Origin of the sequence: Nonomuraea cavernae (assembly GCF_014646355.1) — a bacterium.
Classification (GTDB): Bacteria; Actinomycetota; Actinomycetes; order Streptosporangiales; family Streptosporangiaceae; genus Nonomuraea; species Nonomuraea cavernae.
Genome location: NZ_BMNH01000001.1, coordinates 284,549 through 299,682, shown reverse-complemented (window position 1 = coordinate 299,682; position 15,134 = coordinate 284,549). Strand labels below are relative to the sequence as shown.

Annotated in this window: 16 protein-coding genes; 8 read left to right on the top strand and 8 right to left on the bottom strand. The window is 71.3% G+C overall.

Features of this window, described 5'->3' with window-relative positions; all coding sequences use genetic code 11:
- Positions 1-145 precede the first annotated feature (145 nt).
- From crcB (IEY82_RS01395) to crcB (IEY82_RS01385), 3 genes are read left to right on the top strand one after another with little or no spacing between them, the layout of a single operon-like run.
- Positions 146-655, top strand: coding sequence for a fluoride efflux transporter CrcB (gene crcB, locus IEY82_RS01395; RefSeq protein ID WP_225261973.1), 510 nt, complete (start codon positions 146-148; stop codon positions 653-655).
- A complete protein-coding gene (locus IEY82_RS01390) occupies positions 652-1,002 on the top strand; it encodes a DUF190 domain-containing protein (protein ID WP_189122077.1) in 351 nt (116 codons plus the stop codon). The genes crcB (IEY82_RS01395) and IEY82_RS01390 overlap by 4 nt, the downstream gene beginning before the upstream one ends.
- Complete coding sequence (gene crcB / locus IEY82_RS01385) at positions 999-1,367, top strand: fluoride efflux transporter CrcB (protein ID WP_189122076.1); 369 nt, start codon at positions 999-1,001, stop codon at positions 1,365-1,367. The genes IEY82_RS01390 and crcB (IEY82_RS01385) overlap by 4 nt, the downstream gene beginning before the upstream one ends.
- Before the next feature lie 82 nt (positions 1,368-1,449).
- Here crcB (IEY82_RS01385) and IEY82_RS01380 read toward each other — a convergent pair whose 3' ends face one another.
- The 7 genes from IEY82_RS01380 to IEY82_RS01350 all read right to left on the bottom strand — a co-directional run bounded on the left by IEY82_RS01380 (position 1,450) and on the right by IEY82_RS01350 (position 8,363).
- On the bottom strand, positions 1,450-1,776 hold the full coding sequence (locus IEY82_RS01380) for a DUF3040 domain-containing protein (RefSeq protein ID WP_189122075.1): 327 nt from the start codon (positions 1,774-1,776) through the stop codon (positions 1,450-1,452).
- A 70-nt stretch (positions 1,777-1,846) separates the two neighbouring features.
- Complete coding sequence (gene ctaD / locus IEY82_RS01375) at positions 1,847-3,469, bottom strand: aa3-type cytochrome oxidase subunit I (RefSeq protein ID WP_189122542.1); 1,623 nt, start codon at positions 3,467-3,469, stop codon at positions 1,847-1,849.
- A 416-nt stretch (positions 3,470-3,885) separates the two neighbouring features.
- Positions 3,886-4,908: a branched-chain amino acid ABC transporter permease gene (locus IEY82_RS01370; RefSeq protein WP_225261971.1), complete on the bottom strand. Its 1,023-nt coding sequence runs from the start codon at positions 4,906-4,908 to the stop codon at positions 3,886-3,888.
- The gene (locus IEY82_RS01365; RefSeq protein WP_189122074.1) at positions 4,905-5,765 is read right to left on the bottom strand and encodes a branched-chain amino acid ABC transporter permease; all 861 of its coding nucleotides are present in this window, start codon (positions 5,763-5,765) and stop codon (positions 4,905-4,907) included. Before IEY82_RS01365 ends, IEY82_RS01370 begins: the two co-directional genes overlap by 4 nt.
- On the bottom strand, positions 5,762-6,421 hold the full coding sequence (locus tag IEY82_RS01360) for an ABC transporter ATP-binding protein (RefSeq protein WP_189122073.1): 660 nt from the start codon (positions 6,419-6,421) through the stop codon (positions 5,762-5,764). Before IEY82_RS01360 ends, IEY82_RS01365 begins: the two co-directional genes overlap by 4 nt.
- Complete coding sequence (locus IEY82_RS01355; RefSeq protein ID WP_225261969.1) at positions 6,418-7,125, bottom strand: ABC transporter ATP-binding protein; 708 nt, start codon at positions 7,123-7,125, stop codon at positions 6,418-6,420. The genes IEY82_RS01360 and IEY82_RS01355 overlap by 4 nt, the downstream gene beginning before the upstream one ends.
- Positions 7,126-7,175: 50 nt before the next feature.
- The gene (locus IEY82_RS01350) at positions 7,176-8,363 is read right to left on the bottom strand and encodes an ABC transporter substrate-binding protein (protein WP_189122071.1); all 1,188 of its coding nucleotides are present in this window, start codon (positions 8,361-8,363) and stop codon (positions 7,176-7,178) included.
- A 94-nt stretch (positions 8,364-8,457) separates the two neighbouring features.
- Here IEY82_RS01350 and IEY82_RS01345 point away from each other — a divergent pair, with 94 nt between their 5' ends.
- From IEY82_RS01345 to IEY82_RS01330, 4 genes are all read left to right on the top strand, one after another.
- Positions 8,458-9,294 carry a PaaX family transcriptional regulator gene (locus IEY82_RS01345; RefSeq protein ID WP_225261967.1) on the top strand — a complete coding sequence of 279 codons (837 nt, stop codon included), beginning with the start codon at positions 8,458-8,460 and terminating at the stop codon, positions 9,292-9,294.
- Positions 9,295-9,366: 72 nt separating this feature from the next.
- Positions 9,367-10,872, top strand: a complete 1,506-nt coding sequence (locus tag IEY82_RS01340) for an acyl-CoA synthetase (RefSeq protein WP_189122070.1) — start codon at positions 9,367-9,369, stop codon at positions 10,870-10,872.
- Positions 10,873-10,917: 45 nt separating this feature from the next.
- Complete coding sequence (locus IEY82_RS01335) at positions 10,918-12,018, top strand: 5-methyltetrahydropteroyltriglutamate--homocysteine S-methyltransferase (RefSeq protein WP_225261965.1); 1,101 nt, start codon at positions 10,918-10,920, stop codon at positions 12,016-12,018.
- A gap of 48 nt (positions 12,019-12,066) precedes the next feature.
- The gene (locus IEY82_RS01330; RefSeq protein WP_225261964.1) at positions 12,067-12,423 is read left to right on the top strand and encodes a hypothetical protein; all 357 of its coding nucleotides are present in this window, start codon (positions 12,067-12,069) and stop codon (positions 12,421-12,423) included.
- Between the two features lie 62 nt (positions 12,424-12,485).
- Here the strand turns inward: IEY82_RS01330 and IEY82_RS01325 are convergent, their stop codons facing one another.
- Positions 12,486-12,953, bottom strand: a complete 468-nt coding sequence (locus IEY82_RS01325; RefSeq protein WP_225261962.1) for a MarR family winged helix-turn-helix transcriptional regulator — start codon at positions 12,951-12,953, stop codon at positions 12,486-12,488.
- Between the two features lie 160 nt (positions 12,954-13,113).
- On the opposite strand from IEY82_RS01325, the gene IEY82_RS01320 reads away from it, so the two are divergent.
- Positions 13,114-15,132: an MMPL family transporter gene (locus tag IEY82_RS01320; protein WP_225261960.1), complete on the top strand. Its 2,019-nt coding sequence runs from the start codon at positions 13,114-13,116 to the stop codon at positions 15,130-15,132.
- Positions 15,133-15,134: the final 2 nt, after the last annotated feature.

Sequence of the window (15,134 nt, the reverse complement as noted above, 5' to 3'; positions counted from 1 at the left end):
CCCCCGGATCGAGCGCGGCGGACGGTACGTAGACTTGGAGAACCCGCCGGTGATGGATCCCGCCGGGGCGGCTCGCCGCCCGCACCGCCCACGTGGCTGATGGTTCCTGACTCAGGTCAGCGACGCGTGTCCAAGGGGGATGAAGGTGACCTCGCGACCGGCCCACGACCGGCTCGGCGGCTTCCAGGGCCGACCGGCCAAGGATGTGTTCCAGATACGCGCGCGTACCCGTGACAGGCGGGCCGCCCGGGTGATCGCCGTCATCGCGCTGGGCGGCGGTCTCGGCAGCGTGGCCCGCTACCTGGTCGGCGAGGCGGTGCCGGTCGCCGCCGGCGGCTTCCCCTGGGGCACGTTCCTCGTCAACGTGACGGGCTGCTTCCTCCTCGGCCTGCTCATGGTCTTCGTCCTGCACGTCTGGCCGCCCACCCACTACGTACGTCCCTTCCTCGGCGTCGGGTTCCTGGGCGGCTACACGACCTTCTCGGCCTTCACCGCCGAGATCGTCCTCCTGGCCGACGACGGGGTCTGGACGCCGACCGACCTCTACGCGCTGGACAGCCTGCTGGCCGGGCTGGCGGCCGTCTGGTTCGGGACGGTGCTGGGCCGGGTCGTGGCCGGCCTGCCGCGGCGGCGGGCCGAAGGGAGCCGACGATGAGACTGCACGGCAGCGCGATGCGGCTGACCATCCTGATCGGCGAGGACGCCCACTACAAACAGCGCCCGCTCTACTCCGAGATCGTGCGCCGCGCCCACGACCAGGGGATGGCCGGCGCCAGCGTGTTCCGAGGGATGGAGGGCTTCGGCGCCTCCTCGCTCATCCACACCGACCGCATCCTGTCGCTCAGCGACGATCTGCCGATCGCGATCGTCATCGTCGACAACGAGGAGCGGATCAACGAGTTCGTGGCCCAGCTCGACGAGCTGGTGACCGAAGGGCTCGTGATCATGGACCGGGTGGAGGTCTACCGCTACGTCGGCCGGCCGCCCTGGGCGGCCGGGTGACGGTTCTGCTCGTGTTCCTCGGCGGCGCCATCGGCGCGCCGGCCCGCTACCTCATCGACCGCTACGTGCAGAGCCGCCGTCGGGGCGTCTTCCCCTGGGGCACCCTCACCGTCAACGTCCTCGGCTCGCTCGTCCTCGGGTTCCTGCTCGGCATGGGCGCCGGGGCGGGGTTGCCCGCACAGGTCCTCCTACTGGTCGGCACCGGCGTCTGCGGCGCCCTGACCACGTTCAGCACCTTCGGCTTCGAGACCCTGCGGCTGCTGGAGGAGGGGGCGGTGACGGAGGCCGTGCTCAACGCCGCCGGCAGCCTGGTGCTCGGCGTGCTGGCCGCGTTCGGCGGCTACCTGCTCGGCGGGCTGCTCTGAGGCCGGGCGTCGGCAACCGTCCGGCGGGCTGACGGCGGGCGTTCACCCGCATCTGTCCGAGTGGCGCTGACGGCAGGTGTGCTCACCGGCAGCTGTCCGAACGGGCCGAGGCCGGTGGTGGGTTGGGCGCCGGGTACGGGGCTCCGCTGCTGGAGCTGCCCGTACGAGCGGGCGTGGGACAGGCGCGACCGGCGTGCAGCACCACGATCACCGGCAGCACGGCCAGCAGGAGCGCGGCGATGAGCACGCAGACCATCTCCATCCCGCTCACGTGCGAGGAGAACCGGCGCGGGCCCTCCTCGGCGGCCGCGTTGAGCGCGTCGATGCGGCGGGCGAAGGCCTGGTCGCACTCACGCAGGCCCAGCTCGATCTCGGCCAGGATCCGCCGCTCCCGGTGCGACAAACTCATGGTCCGGGTCCCTTCCGGAGACCCGGGCGCGCGTGCCGGCCGGTCGCGGGCGGCGGTGGGAACCAGGGCTTCAAGGCCGGTACCTCCTCGCGGGTGCCACGGTGAGCTGCGTGCTGGGGTCGCCGTGCGGATGGCGTAGGTCGAAGGCGGGTCGCTCGGAGCGGATGGGCGGCATCGAGGTGAAGTTGTGCCGGGGCGGTGGGCAGGAGGTGGCCCACTCCAGTGAGTTGGCGAACCCCCACGGGTCGTCCACCTTCACTTTGGGCGCGTGGCGCGCGGTGTGCCAGACGTTGTAGAGGAACGGCAGCGTGGAGAGGCCGAGCAGGAAGGCGCCCAGCGACGAGATCTCGTTGAGCGTGGTGAACCCGTCGATCGCGCTGTAGTCGGCGTAGCGGCGCGGCATGCCGATCACGCCGAGCCAGTGCTGGACCAGGAAGGTCGTGTGGAAGCCGATGAACAGCATCCAGAACTGGATCTTGCCCAGCGTGTCGTTGAGCATCTTGCCGGTCATCTTGGGCCACCAGAAGTAGAACCCGGCGTACATCGCGAACACCACGGTGCCGAAGACCACGTAGTGGAAGTGGGCCACCACGAAGTAGGTGTCGGTGACCTGGAAGTCGAGGGGCGGCGAGGCCAGGATCACCCCCGTCAGGCCGCCGAGCAGGAACGTCACCAGGAAGCCGACCGTGAACAGCATCGGTGACTCGAAGGACAGATAGCCGCGCCACATGGTGCCGATCCAGTTGAAGAACTTCACACCCGTGGGCACCGCGATCAGGAACGTCATGAACGAGAAGAACGGCAGCAGCACCTGCCCGGTGCCGAACATGTGGTGCGCCCAGACGGTCATCGACAGGCCCGCGATGGCGATCGTGGCGCCGACGAGACCGACGTAGCCGAACAGCGGCTTGCGGGAGAACACCGGGACGATCTCGGAGATGATGCCGAAGAACGGCAGCGCGATGATGTAGACCTCGGGATGGCCGAAGAACCAGAACAGGTGCTGCCAGATCATCGCCCCGCCGTTGGCCGCGTCGAAGACGTGGGTGCCGATCCTGCGGTCGAGCTCGAGCACCAGCAACGCGGCCGACAGCACCGGGAACGCCATCAGCACGAGCATGCCGGTCAGCAGCACGTTCCAGGTGAAGAGCGGCATCCGGAACATCGTCATGCCGGGCGCGCGCATCCCGAGGATCGTGGTGATGAAGTTGACCGAGCCGAGGATCGTGCCCAGGCCGGCCAGCGCCAGTCCCATGATCCACAGATCGCCGCCCGTCCCGGGGGTGAAGACCTTGTGCGACAGCGGTGTGTACGCGGTCCAGCCGAAGTCGGCGGCGCCGCCGTTGGTGAAGAAGCCGGACAACGCGATCAGCCCGCCGAACAGGAACAGCCAGTAGCTGACCGCGTTCAGCCGGGGGAAGGCCACGTCCGGGGCGCCGATCTGCAGCGGCATCAGCACGTTGGCGAATCCGGCGAACAGCGGGGTGGCGAACAACAGCAGCATGATCGCGCCGTGCATGGTGAACAGCTGGTTGTAGACCTGCTGGCTGACCAGTTGCAGCTCCGGTCGGGCCAGCTCGGCCCTGATGACCATCGCCATGATGCCGCCGACGAGGAAGAAGACGTAGGAGGTGATCAGGTAGAGGTATCCGATGACCTTGTGGTCGGTGGTCGACAGCCAGGCGGCGATCATCCTGCCCTTGCTCGTCCTGGGCGGGGCCGGTGAGATCGGCGGTTCGTCGGCCAGCGGCTCGTAGATGGTCACCGGGAAACTCCTTCCGCCGCGGTGGCGGGTGTCGCGATCGCCGGCCGTGTGCCGTCCTGAAGCGGCTGTCCCGGCCCTCTGACCGGCGACCTGCCGTATGCGGGGATTACCCCCGTCCACCAGGCGCTATGCCTGTCCGTGGGCGCGTCGCCACGGAGGGGGACGTTCCCTTCTGGTCAGGTTTTCACCGTCTTGAGAGGTAGGCCCCGACCAGGTCGGGTAACAGCCACACCGCGTGCGTGCCCCACGCGCATGCCCCACGCGCGTGCCTCCGACGCGGGCCGCCGGCCGGGTGGTCCGGCGGGCGACTTCGGAAAGATCCGGCAAAGGTTCCGGCAGCCCCGTCAGCGGGACTCGGCAGCAGAGCCGTCCCGTTCCTCTGTCAGCGGCTGCCGGGTCCGGTCACGCCGGGCGGCCAGGCGGCCGGTGACGGCGGGCAGCAGCCCCTGGGGCAGGAAGAGGACGACGACGATGAGGACGAGCGCGTAGACCGCGTACGACAGCACGCTCGGCGCGTACGTCGGCATCCCCGGCACGGTGGCGAGGGTGTTGAGGCCCTGCAGCAGCAGGGTGATCGCGGTCGCCCCGACGACGGCCCCCCAGATCGTGCCGAGCCCGCCGACGACGGCCATCACGATGTACTGGATCGAGATGAGCACCGGGAAGGAGCCCGGCGCGACGTAGCCGGTGTAGAAGCAGTAGATGCCGCCGGCCAGCCCGGCGAAGGCGGCCGACAGGGCGAACACGGTCAGCTTGTAGCGGCCGACCGGGATGCCGGAGGAGGCGGCGGCCGTCTCACTGGTCGCCAGGGCCCGCAGCGCGCGGCCGGGTCGTGAGGTGATCACGTTGTGCGTCACCAGCATCACCAGCGCGAGCCCGCCCCAGGTCAGATAGGCGTACGCGGCCGCGCCGCCCATCTCGAACGAGCCGACGCCGAACTGCGGGATGGCCTGCAACCCGATGTCGCCGCCGGTGAAGTCGAGCTGCCCCGCGAGGGAGAGCAGGATCAGCTGCATGGCCAGCGTCGCGAAGGCGAGGTGGTGACCGCGCAGCCGGAGCAGCGGCGTGCCGATCACGACGGCGAACACCGCGGCCACGACCGGGGCCGCGACCAGACCGACCGGCGGCGGGACGCCGCCCAGGCTGAGCAGGGCGGCGGTGTAGGCGCCGATGGCGTAGAAGGCGCCCTGGCCGAGCGAGACCTGGCCGGCGTAGCCCATCAGCAGCGACACCCCGACCGTGACCATCGCGGCGAGGCCGAGCAGGATGTAGACGGCCAGCGCGCTGTCGTCGAGCACCGCGGGCAGGGCGAGTGTCACCGCGGCGACCGGCAGCCCGATCAGCGTCCCCACAGGCGGACGGCTCACACGGCCTCCTGGTGGATGGTCGAACGGCGACCGGCCCGTACGATCATGACGACCAGCATCAGGCCCAGCGCCACCTCCAGCTGGTGCGCCCCGTAGCCGTAACCGGCGGCCATGGTCTCGGCGACGCCGAGCAGCAGCGCGCCGGCGAGCGCGACGACCGGCCGGGTGAGCCCGCCGAAGACGGCGGCGGCGAATCCGTTGACGATCAGCGTGACGTCGGTGTCGAAGGAGATCGGCCGCAGCGGCGTGACCAGCACCCCGGCGATGCCGCCGAGCAGCCCGCCCAGCGCGAAGGCCAGCAGCCCCAGCCGCCGCACGTCGAGACCGACCACCCGGGCGGCGTACGGGTTGGAGGCGCACGCGGTCAGCGCCTTGCCCAGGTAGGTGCGGCCGAAGAAGAGGGCGAGCAGGACGAACGTCACCGCGGTGACGGCGATGACGAGCAGGTGCTGCGTCTGGATCCGGGCGCCGGCGACGGTCACCGAGCCGGCCAGGCCGGGGGCCGAGCGCGGCTGGTCGCCCCACAGCACGATCTCCACGGCGTACGCGAGGACGCCCACGCCGAGCGTGACGATGAGCGACGACAGCGGCGTGGTGCCCGGCCGGCCGATGGCCGCGAGACCGGTCAGCAGGCCGGCCAGCGCCGCGACCAGCACGGCGGCGACCTCGCTGAGCCCGTGCGGCAGCCCGAGCCCGAGCAGCGAGGAGACGCAGAGCCCGGCGACCACGGCGAAGGTGCCCTGGGCGAAGTTGACCACGCCGGTGACCCGGTGGACGGCGACCAGCCCGCTGGCGATGAGCGCGATCGCGCACCCGACGGCCAGGCCGTTCAGCAGGTAGCCGAGGAAGGCGCTCACGTGATGGCACCGCCGAGGTAGGCGCCCGCCACCCGCGGGTCGCCGGCCAGGTCGGCGCAGTCGCCCTCGGCCACCAGCCGCCCCGACTCCAGCACGTACGCCCGCTCGCACAGCTCGAAGGCGAGGCGCGCGTTCTGCTCGATGAGCAGCACGGTCAGGCCCCGTTCCCGGTTCAGCTCGACCAGGTGCCGGGCCAGGCCGGAGGTGACGTTGGGGGCGAGCCCGAGGGACAGCTCGTCGACGACGAGCACGTCGGGATGCGACATCAGGGCCCGGCCGAAGGCCACCATCTGCTGCTCGCCGCCCGACAGCACGCCCGCGCGCCTGGGGGCCAGCTCGGCCAGGCGCGGCAGCAGCGTGTAGACCGGGGCCGGGTCGCGCTGCCCGGAGCGCCAGCCGCCCAGGGCCAGGTTGTCGGCGACCGACAGGTCGGGGAACAGCTGGCGGCCCTCCGGGATGAGCGCCAGCCGGCCGTGTACGGTCACGGTGCCCGAGGCCGGGGTGAGGAGGCCGGCCAGGGTGTTGGCCAGCGTCGACTTGCCCGCTCCGTTGGGGCCGAGCAGGGCGACCATCTCGCCCGGCCGGATCGAGAGGGTGACGTGGTCGAGGGCGGTGGCGGAGCCGTACGAGACGACCAGGCCGGTGACGTCGATCATGACGCCTGCCCGAGGTAGGCGGCGAGGACGAGCGGGTCCGCGCGCACCTCGGCGGGCGGCCCGTCGGCGATGACCTGCCCGAGGTCGAGGACGACGGCGCGGTCGGCGAGCCGGGTCACGAAGCCGACGTCGTGCTCGATGAGCAGGATCGTCAGCCCGCTCGCGCGCAGCTCCTCGACCAGGGTCGCGAGCCGCTCGCGCTCGCCCGCGCGCAGGCCGGAGGCGGGCTCGTCGAGCAGCAGCAGCCGGGGCCGCGCGCACAGGGCGCGGGCGAGCTGCAGGGCGCGCTGCTGGCCCATCGGCAGCCGGTCCGCGGGCCGGTCGGCCCACTCGGCCAGGCCCACGCGGTCCAGCGCGAGACCGGCCTCGCGGGCGATCTCCCGCTCGTCGCGGCGGTGCCGGGGCAGCCGCAGCGCCGCCGAGACGAAGCCGGCCCGGGTGCGGCCGTGCATCCCCACCATGACGTTCTCCCGGACCGTCATGCCGCGGAAGACGCGGGCGCCCTGGAAGACGATGGCCATGCCGAGCCGGGCCCGCCGGTGCGGCGCGAGCCGTTCGACCGGCCGGCCGAGAAAGGAGACGCCGCCCCGGTCGGCCGCCAGATGGCCGGTGATCAGGTTGAACAGGGTGGACTTGCCGGCCCCGTTGGGCCCGATGACACCGCACACCTCGCCCTCGCCGACGGCGAGAGTGACGTCACGCACGGCGTAGACACCACCGAAGGAGCGCGAGATCCCGGTGACCGCGAGCACGGCTACCCCGCGCCGACGGTCTTGGCGAGCTGTGTCCTGGCCCACTCCGTGGGGACGAACTGGCCGTTCTTGACCGTGTTGACCGAGATGAACTCGGGGGACAGCCCGGAGTGGTCGGTGGGGGAGTAGCGGAACCGGCCGTTCGGGGTGACCAGGTCCATGGTCTCCAGCGCCTGCTGGATCTTGGGCTGGTCGGTGCCGCCGGCCTTCCTGATCGCCTCGAACAGCAGCAGGCAGGCGCTGTAGCCGTCCTGCGCGAACTGCGGCGGCGGATAGCCGTGCTTCTCCTGGTAGGGCTTGGCCATCTGCTCGATGATCTGCTTCTGCCGCCCGTCGGGCAGGTGCTCGCCCACGACGCCGATCGCGCTCTGCACGGTCATGCCCTCGGCGGCGGCGCCCATCGGCTCCAGCCAGAGCTTGCTGGCCTGGGACGCGGTCAGGAACAACGGCACCTTCAGCCCGGAGGCCGTGTACTGCTTGGCGGCGGTGACGCCGGGCGCGCCCGAGCCCCAGAAGACCAGCGCCTCGGCGCTCGACTCGCGGACGTGCGTGAAGATCGCGCTGAAGTCGGAGGTCGTGGTCTCGTACGGCTCGTCCACGGCGATCTTCACGTCGTACTTCGGGGCGAGCGCGACCATCGCCTTGTGCCCGGACACCGAGTAGGCGCTCTTGGAGTCCCAGGCCACGGCTACCGTCTTGACGCCGATGGCCTGGATGTACTGCAGGTAGCGCTCGGCGTACATGCTGGACAGGGCCGGCGTGACGAAGACGTACGACTTGATCGGCTCGACCTGCTCCTGGGCCGGCGCGAGCGACAGGTAGGGCATCTTGTCGCGCTGCGCCAGCGGCTCGATGGCCAGCGCCGCGTTGGAGAAGACCGGCCCGATGAGCGCGTCGATCTCGCCCTTGATCTGGTTGTAGGCCACGATGCCCTGGTCGGGCGCGGTCTTGTCGTCACGGGTGACCAGCTCGATCTTGCGGCCGTGCAGCCCGCCCTGGGCGTTGACCTGCTCGACGGCCAGCTCGACGGCCTTCTTGTCCTCGCTGCCGAGCGGCGTGTAGTTGCCGGTCAGGGAGACGATGAGGCCCACTCTGATCGGGTCGCCGGCGCCGGATCCGCCGCTCGCGCCGCCGCCGCACGCGGTGACGGCGAGAAGGAGACAGGCCAGGGACGGGAGTAACCGGCGCATCTGGACCTCCGGGACCGCGATGAGGCCCTGAATGTAGGCAGGTACATTACAGCTGTCAAGAGAATGCCCAACCTTGCTGGGGCAGGAGACGGACGTGACCGGACCAGGCCGGGACGGCGGAGTGCGCCCCCAGTCGGTGATGCTCACCTTCCTCGGCGACCACGTCCACGGCAATGACATCTGCGTGTTCTCGGGCAGCTTCATCGACGCGTTCGCCAGGGTGGGGATCTCGAAGGAGGCGACCCGCTCCACGTTGACGCGGATGGTTCGCCGCGGGCTGTTGCGCCGCCAGCGGGCCGGTCGCCGCATGTACTTCGGCCTGACCCCGGTGAGCGCCCAGGTGCTCAGGGACGGCGGGCGGCGCATCTGGGGCAGCGGGGTGGTCAACGACGACGGCGACGACCGGTGGACGCTGATCGGCTTCTCCCTGCCCGAGTCCTGGCAGCGCCAGCGGCACGAGCTGCGCGCGCGGCTGACCTGGGCCGGGTTCGGCCCGTTGCGGAACGGACTGTGGATCGCTCCAGGCGAGGTCGACGTCACCCGGGTGATCGACGACCTGGGCGCCAACGTGCGCGTCTTCGCGGCCGAGCCCCGATCGCCCACCGACATGCGGGCGCTCGTCGCCGACGCCTACGACCTGGCCGGGCTGGGGCGGCGCTACCAGGCGTTCCTGCACCGGTGGGACCGGCCGGACCCGATGCCGGAGGCGCCCGACGACCTGGCCCGCTCGCTGGTGCTGCTGACCGAGTGGTTGCAGATCATCCGGACCGATCCGCGGCTGCCGCTGCGCCACCTGCCCGGCGACTGGCCGGCCCAGCAGGCCCAGCGCGTCTGCCACGCGCTGCACGAGAGGTTCCGGCCGGAGGCGGAGGCGGTCGCGAGCGCGATCCTCGACACGGTGCCTGACGCGCAAAGTTGGGCAGATCAGTGACAGCCGTTGCACACTGGCCTAACTTGAGGGCGGGACCGATCTGACCGTCGACCTGACCGTCAAGGAGTGCCGATGCGCAACCAGGGGCTCGGCTCGTGGCCGGCGCGCCGGGCGCGGATGACGCCGGACCGGGTGGCGCTGAGCCACCGGGGAGACCACCGGACCTACCGCGACCTGCGGACCAGAACCGATCGGCTCGCCCACGCGCTGCGCGGTCTCGGCGTGCGGCGCGGCGACCGGGTCGCGTACCTGGGAGTCAACCATCCGGCCCTGGTCGAGACCTTCTTCGCCGCGGGGCTGCTGGGGGCGGTGTTCGTCCCGCTCAACCACCGTCTGACCGCGCCCGAGCTGAGCTTCGTCGTCGAGGACGCCGGAGCGGCGATCGTGCTGCTCGGCGACGGACAGGACGGCTCCGGGCTCCCCGGCCGGCACGTCCCGGCCGGCGACTACGAGCGGCTGGTGGCCTCGGGCGCCCCCGGCCCGATCGACGAGCCGGTGGACCGCGACGACCCGTGCCTGATCATGTACACCTCGGGCACCACCGGGCACCCCAAAGGGGCCGTGCTCACCCACGCCAACCTGACCTGGAACGTGGTCAACCTGCTGGTCGACGTGCCGTTCGCGCACGACGAGGTGACGCTGATCAGCGCCCCGCTGTTCCACATCGCCGCCCTGGCCCAGACGCTGCTCCCGAGCGTGCTCAAGGGCGGCCGGGCGATCCTCGAACCGTCCTTCGACGTGGCGCGGGTCTTCGACCTGATCGAGACCGAGCGGGTCACCGTGATGTTCGGCGTGCCGTCGATGTTCGGCTTCCTCGCGCGGTCGCCGCGCTGGCCGTCGGCCGACCTGTCCAGCCTGCGCCATCTGCTCTGCGGCGGCGCCCCTGTGCCCATGCCGCTGATCAGGTCGTACGAGGAGCGTGGGCTGACCCTCCTGCAGGGCTACGGCATGACCGAGACGGCGCCCGGCGCGCTGTTCCTCGCGGCCGAGCACGCGGCGGACAAGGCGGGCTCGGCCGGTGTGCCGTGCTTCTTCACCGACGTCCGGCTGGTCGCGCCCGACGGCTCCGACGCCGCTCCGGGCGAGCCCGGCGAGGTGTACGTGCGGGGCCCCAACGTGATGCCCGGCTACTGGCGGCGCCCCGAGGAGACCGCGAAGGTGCTGTCGCCCGACGGCTGGTTCCGCTCGGGAGACCTCGGGGTGGCCGACGAGGACGGGTACGTCCGCATCTCCGATCGGATCAAAGACATGATCATCTCTGGCGGTGAGAACGTCTACCCCGCCGAGGTGGAGAGCGCCCTGTACGGCCACGCCGCGGTGGCCGAGTGCGCGGTGATCGGCGTGCCCGACGAAAGGTGGGGGGAGGTCGGCAAGGCGCTGGTCGTGCTGCGGCCCGGCGCGACGGCGCGGCCCGCCGACCTGCTCGCGCACCTGGACGGCCGGCTGGCCCGCTACAAGATCCCCAAGTACCTGGAGTTCGTCGCCGAACTGCCCCGGAACGCCGCGGGCAAGCTGCTCAAGGCCCCGCTCCGCGCCCGCTACGGTGACCCGGCGCGCACCGGCGGCGCCGACGGCTGATCCCCCGACCCCTCGTCGCGACCGACCACGGAGGAGAAGATCCCCATGCGCACCTCACCGCCGTTCCGAGCCGACCACGTCGGCAGCCTGCTGCGCCCGCCCGCCCTGCTCCGCGCCCGCGACAGCCTCACCGGGGAGGCGCTGCGCGAGGTGGAGGACGAGGCGATCCGCGAGGTGGTGCGCCGCCAGGAGGAGATCGGCCTGCGGGCGGCGACCGACGGAGAGTTCAGGCGGGCCTCCTGGCACATGGACTTCATCTACCAGCTCGGCGGCATCGGCCAGGCCGCCGACGAGCGCATCACGGTCCGCTTCCACAACCGGCAGGGCGACATCGAGTTCACCCCCGCGGCCCTGCGGGTGCACGACCGGATCAGCCTGCCCCGGCCCGTCTTCGCCGACGCCTTCACGTTCCTGCGCGACACGGCCCGCACCGCGGTGCCCAAGCTGACCATCCCCTCGCCCAGCATGGTCCACTACCGCGGCGGGCCGGCCGCCATCGACCCGGCCGTCTACCCCGACGTCGAGGAGTTCTGGAGCGACCTCAGCGCCGCCTACGCCGAGCAGGTGCGCCGGATCGGCGAGCTGGGCTGCACCTACCTCCAGCTCGACGACACCAGCCTGGCCTACCTGAACGACCCGGCCCAGCGCGCCGAGCTGGCCGAACGCGGTGACGACGCCGAGCACATGCACCTGCGCTACATCAAGCAGATCAACGCCGCGCTCGCCGCCAAGCCCGAGGGCATGACGGTCACCACCCACATGTGCCGGGGCAACTTCCGCTCCTCGTGGGCCGCTTCGGGCACCTACGACTTCGTCGCCGAGGCGCTGTTCGGCGAGCTTGCCGTGGACGGCTTCTTCCTGGAGTACGACGACGAGCGGTCGGGCGGCTTCGAGCCGCTGAGGTTCGTGCCGCCGGGCAAGACGGTGGTGCTCGGCCTGGTCACCACCAAGACCGGCGAGCTCGAGTCCAAGGACGCGCTCAAGCGGCGCATCGACGAGGCGGCCAAGTTCGTCGACCTCGACCAGCTCTGCCTGTCGCCGCAGTGCGGTTTCTCCTCCACGGTCGAGGGCAACACACTCACCGCCGACCAGCAGTTCGCCAAGCTGGCCCTGATCGTCGAGACGGCACGGGAGGTGTGGGGCTGACAGGTTTGGCGCCCGCGCCTGGCGGTAGCTCGCATGCAGGGGGGAAGCATGAAGGGAATCGTTGTCTCTGGGGTCGGGTTGCTGGCCATCCTCGGGATGGTCGTGGGGTTCACCCGGGATGGCTCTGAACCACGAGAGGTGAGCGAGGACCAGTACCACGTCCTGATGGAGCAGTGCCGCTACGCCGACACCTCGGCCCGGCAGGCCGAATGCCGGGCGGCCGTCAAGGAGGGATACCGGGTCGGCAAGGTCGCCGATCCGACGCTCGACTGCCGCACCTACGTGGGCGTCACCGTATGCGGCGAGCTCACGCTGAGCGACGCCGAGCAGAAGTGCGTGCGCCACTCGGTCGACGAGGGGCTGCCCTACCGCCGTGCCGAAGTGGAGTGCTACGTCGCGGCATGACCGGATGCAACCGGACGGGGAGGCCCTGACGAAGGACAGGGTATGAGGTCGAGGACTGAGGGTCAGGCGGTCGACTGCCGCCTGGCCTTCGCCGTGGCCTCGACGGCGCGGTCGAGAAACCTGCCGATCACCTCGCGCTCCTCGGGGGCGAACTCGTCGATCACGGTGGCGAGCTGGCGGGCCAGGGGCGTGAAGAACTGCCCGGCCAGCCGGGCGGCCTGCTCGTTCAGCACCACCTCGACCTTGCGCCGGTCGGTGGCGCTGCGGCGGCGTTCGACGTGGCCGACGCCTTCGAGCCGGTTGATCAGGGCCGTCGTGGCGGGTGGGCTGAGGTTGAGCGCGGCGCCCAGATGGCCGGGGGTGAGCGGGTGGCCGGCGGCGTACGCGTCGAGGATGACCACGAGCGCGTTGAGGTCGGTGCGATGCAGGCCGTGCAGGTCGGCGAAGCGCTCGGCGAACCGGTCGTTCTCCACGTTGAGGCGCCGGATCGCGAACATCAGCTCGGTGGCGTCGGGAATGCGCGCCGTCACGGTCCCCCCTCCCTCAGCTCCGCCTCTTGGGGCATGCTAACGTTTCCATCATAGAAATATTCCACCATGGAAAGAGTTTTACATGTGGCGAGCAGAGCCTAGTAGGTGGGACGTCTTGTGGGGCAGATCGGGTAAATGGCTCACGATCGTTCTCGCGATCGTGATCTCCGGCCTGGCTCTGGCGTTCGGCGGTGCCGCCAAGGTGAGCACCGACCCCGCCGACTCGCTGCCCAAGGGGGCGGAGTCGGCGGCGGTGGCGCGGCTGCAGCAGGAGTTCCCCAGCGGCCAGGTGCTGCCCGCGCTGGTCGTCTACAGCCGGTCCGGCGCGCTGACCGCCGACGACCGCGCCGCCATCGACGCCGACGCCGAGCGGATGGCCGCGCGGGCCGTGGGCGGCAGGGTGCCGCCGCCGGTCATGGCGCCGGAGGGTGACGTGGCGCTGCTGACCGTGCCCCTGGCGGGCACGTTGTCCAACAGCGAGCTGTCCGAGGCCGTGGCGCAGGTCAGGGCCGAGGCGCGAGACGGCCTCCCGGCCGGCGCGAGGGTCGAGGTCACCGGCGGCGCCGGGTTCAAGGTCGACCTGTCCTCGGTCTTCAGCGGGGCCAACATCACGCTGCTGGCCGTCACCGCGAGCGTCGTGGCGCTGCTGCTGCTGCTCACCTACCGCAGCCCGTGGCTGTGGCTGGTGCCGCTCGCCGTCGTCGGGGTGGCCGACCAGGTCGCCGCCAAGGCCGTCGCCCTGCTCACCAACCTCACCGGGCTGACCGTCGACGACTCCACCCTCGGCATCACCTCCGTCCTGGTGTTCGGAGCCGGCACCAACTACGCGCTGCTGCTCATCGCCCGCTACCGCGAGCAGCTCCGCATCCACGAGGACCGCCACCAGGCGATGTCCGCCGCGGTGCGGTCCGCCGCGCCCGCCATCCTGGCCAGCTCGGCCACCGTCGCCCTGGCGTTGTGCACGCTGCTGTTCGCGCTGTCGCCGTTCAACCGGGCCATCGGCATGGCGGGCGCCATCGGCATCGTGATCGCCGTGGCCTACGCGCTGATCGTGCTGCCGGCCGCGATGGTGCTGTTCGGCCGCGGGCTGTTCTGGCCCTTCGCCCCCAAGGTGGGCCAGGCCGATCCGGCGCGCGACGGGCTGTGGCGGCGCGTCGGCGCCGGGGTGGCCCGTCGCCCGATCCTCATGACGCTGGTGAGCGTCGGCGTCCTGGCCTTCCTCGCGGTGGGCGCGGTGGGCGTACAGAGTGGGCTGTCGCAGACGGAGCAGTTCCGCGAGAAGGTCGAGGCCATCGCCGGGCAGGAGACCCTGAGCAGGGCCTTCCCGGCGGGCAGCGCGCAGCCGGTGGTCGTGATCGCCCGCGAGCCGGCGGCCGAGGCCGTGCTCCAGGCGGCCAAGGGCGCACCGGGCGTCTCCACGGCCACCGTGGCCGACAGCGCGTCCGATCTCACCAAGATCAACGTCGTGCTGGCGGCCGAGCCGGGCAGCGACGCCAGTCTCACCGCCGTCGAGAAGCTGCGCGAGGCGGTCAAGGCCGTGCCGGACGGGCAGGCGCTGGTGGGCGGCCCCGAGGCCATCGACCTGGACGAACGGCAGGCCGCCACCCGTGACCAGTTCGTCGTCATCCCCCTGGTGCTCGGCGTGGTCATGCTCGTGCTGCTGCTCCTGCTCAGGTCGGTCGTCGCCGCCGTCACGCTGGTGACGACCGTGATCATCAGCTTCGTGGCCAGCTTCGGGGCCGGGTGGTTCGCCTTCGAGCGGTTCTTCGACTTCCCCGCCATGGACCTCTCGGTGCCGTTGCTGAGCTTCCTGTTCCTGGTCGCCCTGGGTGTCGACTACAACATCTTCCTCACCCACAGGGCCCGCGAGGAGGCCGTCCGCCAGGGCACGCACGCCGGCATCGTCACCGCCCTGGCGGTCACCGGCGGCGTCATCACCAGCGCCGGCATCGTGCTCGCCGCGGTCTTCGCGGTGCTCGGCGTGCTGCCGCTGATCACGCTCACCCAGCTCGGCATCATCGTCGGCTTCGGCGTGCTGCTCGACACGCTGCTGGTGCGCAGCGTGCTGGTGCCCGCCCTGGTCACGCTGATGGGCGAGCGCTTCTGGTGGCCGAGCCGCCCGCTGTCGCTGAGCGCCGCGCGGAGGCTCGACAGGGAGCGCGAGCTCCAGAGTTCGTAGAG

Bases quoted from the DNA above. Each gene is read 5' to 3' on its own strand.
- IEY82_RS01390 (WP_189122077.1), top strand. From the start codon at position 652: ATGAGACTGCACGGCAGCGCGATGCGGCTGACCATCCTGATCGGCGAG.
- IEY82_RS01380 (WP_189122075.1), bottom strand. From the start codon at position 1,776: ATGAGTTTGTCGCACCGGGAGCGGCGGATCCTGGCCGAGATCGAGCTG.
- ctaD (WP_189122542.1), bottom strand. From the start codon at position 3,469: ATGATCGCCGCCTGGCTGTCGACCACCGACCACAAGGTCATCGGATAC.
- IEY82_RS01360 (WP_189122073.1), bottom strand. From the start codon at position 6,421: ATGATCGACGTCACCGGCCTGGTCGTCTCGTACGGCTCCGCCACCGCC.
- IEY82_RS01350 (WP_189122071.1), bottom strand. From the start codon at position 8,363: ATGCGCCGGTTACTCCCGTCCCTGGCCTGTCTCCTTCTCGCCGTCACC.
- IEY82_RS01340 (WP_189122070.1), top strand. From the start codon at position 9,367: ATGCGCAACCAGGGGCTCGGCTCGTGGCCGGCGCGCCGGGCGCGGATG.
- IEY82_RS01335 (WP_225261965.1), top strand. From the start codon at position 10,918: ATGCGCACCTCACCGCCGTTCCGAGCCGACCACGTCGGCAGCCTGCTG.
- IEY82_RS01330 (WP_225261964.1), top strand. From the start codon at position 12,067: ATGAAGGGAATCGTTGTCTCTGGGGTCGGGTTGCTGGCCATCCTCGGG.